This is a genomic window from Protofrankia sp. CiP1_Cm_nod3, from assembly GCF_982290655.1.
In genome coordinates this window covers 28,828-33,872 of sequence record NZ_CEVIVD010000025.1, presented here as the reverse complement: position 1 = coordinate 33,872, position 5,045 = coordinate 28,828, and the positions used below count along the sequence as shown (strand labels likewise).

Below are 5,045 nucleotides of genomic sequence, written 5' to 3'. Positions count from 1 at the left end.
TCCCGATGACGACGAGGGCTGGAAGCCGTCCAGTTCTGTCCGTAAGAAGACGGGCCGGCCGGGTACGGTGACGGCACGGGCCTCCTCCCCGGGCGGCGCTTCCAGGGACACCGGGGCACGAGGGCCTGAGCAGCGTTCGACGGCGTCCGGGGCCGTGAAACGTGCGGCCGGCCGGCCGGTCAGCCGGCGGGGTGAGCCGGATCCCGGTGACGACATCGACGACATCGACGACGCGGACGACGACATCGATGATGGCGGCGGCTTCGGCGCGGGGCTGCTGGCGCGCTACCGGCACGGGTGGACCGGCCCGTTGATTGTCGCGGTACTGGTGTCCCTGGTGGCGTTCGGGCTGTACGCCCTGCTGTCGGGCGGGACGGAGGATTCCGCAACGGGGGCTCCGGACGCCCGGGTGGATCCCGGCGCCACCGCCGCGGCGTCCGCGTCCGGGGGCGCGTCGACGCCGGCGACGAGCAATCCGGACGCCACGGCCGGCCGGGCGCTGGTCGACGGCACCTACCGCTGCTATCGGACGGCCGACGGTGACCCGCCGGCCGACGGGGCCGCCTCGGCCGGCAGCCGGAACTCCCAGGCGTCCACGGCACTGCCGAACAGGCTCGTCGTGCCACGCGAGAGCGGCAGCTATCGCTGGGACGACCAGCAGGGCACCTACTCGATCACAAAGAACAGCCTGAGTACCGACAGCGTGATTTTTGCCGATATCCAGTTCGCCGACGGTCCACTCAAGAACATCAAGGCGCTGTTCATCAACCGGGCGGGCGCTGGCGACGCCGGGAAGGACGGCGGTTTCCTGACCTTCAAGGACGGATCGAACCGGTGGTGTGCGATCAACTAGACTCCGGGTCCGGGAAAAACCGCGATCATATGTTCTCCGGCCGGTATCCCCACCCGTCGGAGCCTGCTCCCGCCGGCCCCGACGGGTGGGCCGAAGGAGAAACCTTCCGTCCCCGGTCTGGTCTGCTGCGTGTCGACCGGGACCCAGTGCCCGGGTTTGAACCAGCGTGCGGCAGGATCAGGACTCATGCTCCACTCTGACCGCCCGACACACGCCGGACAGGGACGCCTCGACGCAGTGTCGGATACCGACGGCCCCGAAGCGGCCGGCCCGGGCGGGCCGCCTGCCGCGGCCCGGGGAAGCGAGTCTTCCGAGCCCCGTGGGTTTCCCGGGCCTTCCGGGTCACTCGTCGGGCCTCCCGCACCGGTTCCGCCGCCGTGGCGGGAATCCCGGGCGCCGACGGCGGAGCCCGTCGCGGGGAGGAAGCAGGATCAGGTCTCCCAGCAGGTTCCCCCCGGCGCACCCCCCGCCGCCGCAGGCCGCTCCGGTGATGCCGGTGGGCGTTTCCTCAGCCGGCGCACACTGCTGACCCTGGCCGGCGTGGCGACCGCCGGGGTTCCCCTTGCCGCCTGCGGTGGCTCCGGGAGCGGGGCGAAGGCGAAGCGGGTCATCAGGATCGGCTATGTGAGCCCGCAGACGGGGGCGCTGTCCGCCTTCGGTGCCGCGGACAGGTACGTCACCGACACCATCCGGGCCTTCTTCCAGCGCCAGGGCGGAATGACCATCGGCGCGCGCACCTATCCGGTTGAGATCATCGTCCGGGACAGCCAGTCCGACCAGAACCGCGCGGCCCAGGCCGCCGACGACCTGATCTACACCGACCGGGTGGACATCGTCCTCGTCGCCTCCACACCGGAGACCACCAACCCGGTCTCGGACCAGTGCGAGGCGAACGAGATACCGTGCATCTCCACGGCCGCCCCCTGGCAGTCATGGTTCAACGGGCGTGGTGGCGACCCGGCCCGTCCGTTCAAGTGGACCTACCACTTCTTCTGGGGCCTTGAGGACGTGACCAGGGTCTACCGGAACATGTGGGGCCAGTTGCCCACCAACAAGAAGGTCGGTGCGCTCTGGCCGGACGACTCCGACGGCAGAACGTTCGCCGACGAGACCATCGGCTTCCCGCCGGCCATAACCGCCGGGGGCTACACGCTGGTGAAGCCTCCCTCCTTCCCCGCCGGGACGCCGGACTTCACCATCCAGCTGGACGTGCTCAAGCGGGCCGGCGTGGACATCCTGACCGGCGTGCTGACGCCGGCGGACTTCCAGACCTTCTGGAAGCAGGCGGCGGCGAAGGACTTCAGCCCGAAGATTGTCACGGTCGCCAAGGGGCTGCTGTTCCCGGGCTCGGTCCAGGCCCTCGGCCAGGAGGGCAACAATCTCGGTACCGAGGTCTGGTGGTCGCCCTTCCACCGGTTCAAGAGCTCGTTGACGGGGGCCACCCCGGCCACGCTGGCCAAGGACTTCACGGACAAGACCGGTTCCCCCTGGGTGCAGACCCTCGGCTTCGTGCACGCGCTCTACGAACTCGCCACGGAGGCGTTGGCCCAGGTCGGCTCGCCTGACGACCGGGCGGGCCTGGCGGCGGCGATCGGGAAGCTGCGTGCGAACACGATCGTGGGGGAGGTCGGTTTCGGCGGCTCGGCCGACATTCCCAAGAACGTGGCGAAGACGCCTCTGGTCGGGGGCCAGTGGCGGACGGCGGGCGCCGGCTACAGTCTGGTCATCGTCGGCGACGAATCGATCAGTAACATTGCCGCGCAGCCAGGGCGGCTGCTGCCGTACAGCAGGGTTGTCCAGGGGCCCTGAGAACAGCCACCCGCTCGATCCGGTCCGCCCCCTGGCGCCCGGCTCTGTCGCACCGGGCCCGCTCGGTGCGACAGAGCCGGGCGCTGTCCCTCGTGTGCCTGTCCTTGGTCCGGAGGAACAGCCCGCGGCCGTGGTGGACCGGGCCGGGGCCGCAGGCCTGGGCCATCACGAGGACGACGTGTCACGCCGGGCCGGTGCGGCCCGGATGGAGGATCAGGTCCTGGCCACCGCTCGTGACATCGTGTGCTCGACCACCGCGATCAGCGCGCTTTTCGTCGAGTGGCGGTTACGCGCGTCGCAGGTGATGATCGGTATGCTCGGGTTGATCTGCAGGGCTTCCCGGACGTCGTCTATGGAATGCCGCAGGATCCCGTCGAAACAGTTCACCCCGACGACGAATGGCAACTGCCGCTGTTCGAAGTAGTCCACGGCCGCGAAACAGTCGGCGAGCCGCCGGGTGTCGGCCAGGACGATGGCACCGATGGCGCCCCGCACGATGTCGTCCCACATGAACCAGAACCGGTACTGTCCCGGCGTGCCGAACAGATAGAGGATCAGATCCTCGTCCAGGGAGACCCGGCCGAAGTCCATTGCGACCGTGGTCGTCGTCTTGTCGGAGATGTGGGTCAGGTCGTCGACGTGCGCCCCCGCCTCGGTCATGACCGCCTCGGTCCGCAGCGGAACGATCTCGGACACCGAGCCGACAAAAGTCGTCTTGCCGGCGCCGAAACCACCAGCAACGACAATCTTGACCGAAGTAGTGGCGACGGAGGAGTTGACCCGCCTCCGGTCAGAGCTTGCGAAGGCCACTGAGCACCCTTTCGAGCAGCGCGAGGTCCGGCGCCTCGTCGCGGTCGGGTTGTTGGTGTACCCGGACGTAACCTTCGTCCGCCATGTCACCGACCAGCACCCTGGCGACTCCGAGGGGAACCCGCAGACCGGCGGCGATCTCCGCAACTGATCGCACCTGCCGGCACATGGCGGCGATTGTCTGTTGTTCCAGGGCAAGTTGGATTGCCCGTTCTTCACCAAAGGACGTTGTGACGACAAGCGCCTCGATGGCGAGTTCGTATCGTGAACGCGTCCGGCCACCGGTCATCGCGTAGGGACGGACAACCGGCCCCGGGGTATTCGCGGGATCGGTACTCACCCTGACCCCCTGTGCTCCTGTCGGTTCACCGCGGAAGGATCCCCTGCAGCTCGGCTCGCAGCGCGGGAGTGAGCACATCCGTGGTCCGGGTCACCAGCAGTGCCATCTCGTACCCCACAAGCCCGATGTCACATGACGGCGCGGCGAGAACCGCCATACTTGCCCCGTCGCTGATCGCCATGATGAACAGGAACCCATGTTCCATCTCGACGACCGTCTGTGTCACGTTGCCCGCATCGAAAACCCGGGCGGCGCCCTGGGTCAGGCTCACCAGGCCTGACGCGACGGCGGCCAACTGGTCCGCCCGGTCACGTGGGAAGCCGTCCGAGACCGCCAGCAACAGGCCGTCCGCGGAAACCACCACGGTGTGCGCGACACCGGGAACTCTTTCGACGAAATTGTTGATCAACCAGTTGAGGTTCTGTGCGTCTGAGCTCATGGGCGTCACATTTCCTCCTGGGTGTTTCGGCGAGAGCTGTGGGGGGTGTCCTGGGTGACATCACGGGCCTGCCGAACGCCCTGGTAGAAGCTGGCAAGCCGGCCACCGACCGCTTCCGGGGAGCGGGAGCCCCCCTCCGGCTGGCGCCGTGATGTGGTTTCAGCGCTGCCAGGTACGAGGTGCGTCATCGGGACACGCAACGGGAGACCGGCGCGGGTCGTCCCGGCGGGGGCGGGCTGGCGGACGGCTTCCGCGGCACGCCAGCCGGCGTCGGCCGCGGACGACCATGACACGGGCCGGGGATCCGGCGCGGCGGGCGCCTGGCGGTTCGCCAACGGAACGGGCTGGGCGTCGGCGGGGCCGGCCGCGGTGGCCGGCAGCGGGGATTCTCCCGGGGCCTGCGACCAGCCGGGCACGGGGATGTCGGCGGGTGCCGGGCCCCGGAGCCCGGGCCGGCCGGCCGGCGCCGGGAAGGGTGACGGCCGGCGGCCGACGTCACCGCTGGCGCTGACGTCGGCCGGCCGCGGTCCGGCCGGGGCACGCTGCGGCAGCGGTCCGGCCGGGGCACGCTGCGGCAGCGGTCCGGGGCGCTCCGGCGGGGCAGCGGCCCTCGGCCGGGCCGGCAGCGGATGCGGGGACGTCGGGGCCTGGCGCTGGAACCACGCGGAGACCGAATCGAAGATCGGGGTCGTGTCGTTGTCCTCGCCGTCCCGGTCGGCGGCCGGCTCCTCGGCACCGTCGGTACGGGAGGCCCGATCGACACTGTCGCCATAGGGCACGTCGTCACGGTAGGA

The 5,045-nt window shown here is 69.8% G+C and carries 5 protein-coding genes and 1 pseudogene; 2 read left to right on the top strand and 4 right to left on the bottom strand.

Annotated elements, in window-relative coordinates:
• Together AC5LUJ_RS07695 and AC5LUJ_RS07690 are read left to right on the top strand one after the other, a co-directional pair.
• Positions 1-853: hypothetical protein (locus AC5LUJ_RS07695; RefSeq protein ID WP_250286496.1), on the top strand; the 853-nt coding region annotated here is incomplete at its 5' end.
• A 186-nt stretch (positions 854-1,039) separates the two neighbouring features.
• Entirely contained in the window at positions 1,040-2,662 is a 1,623-nt protein-coding gene (locus AC5LUJ_RS07690; RefSeq protein WP_493464703.1) for an ABC transporter substrate-binding protein, read from the top strand.
• Between the two features lie 213 nt (positions 2,663-2,875).
• Here AC5LUJ_RS07690 and AC5LUJ_RS07685 read toward each other — a convergent pair whose 3' ends face one another.
• From AC5LUJ_RS07685 to AC5LUJ_RS07670, 4 genes and pseudogenes are all read right to left on the bottom strand, one after another.
• Positions 2,876-3,472 (bottom strand): GTP-binding protein, encoded by a 597-nt coding sequence (locus AC5LUJ_RS07685; RefSeq protein WP_250286492.1) that lies wholly within the window; start codon positions 3,470-3,472, stop codon positions 2,876-2,878.
• Entirely contained in the window at positions 3,453-3,812 is a 360-nt protein-coding gene (locus tag AC5LUJ_RS07680) for a DUF742 domain-containing protein (RefSeq protein WP_013875056.1), read from the bottom strand. Before AC5LUJ_RS07680 ends, AC5LUJ_RS07685 begins: the two co-directional genes overlap by 20 nt.
• Positions 3,813-3,837: 25 nt before the next feature.
• Positions 3,838-4,260, bottom strand: a complete 423-nt coding sequence (locus AC5LUJ_RS07675) for a roadblock/LC7 domain-containing protein (RefSeq protein WP_250286491.1) — start codon at positions 4,258-4,260, stop codon at positions 3,838-3,840.
• Positions 4,257-5,045, bottom strand: a pseudogene (locus AC5LUJ_RS07670) (hypothetical protein); the annotation flags it as partial. The pseudogene AC5LUJ_RS07670 and the gene AC5LUJ_RS07675, both read right to left, overlap by 4 nt.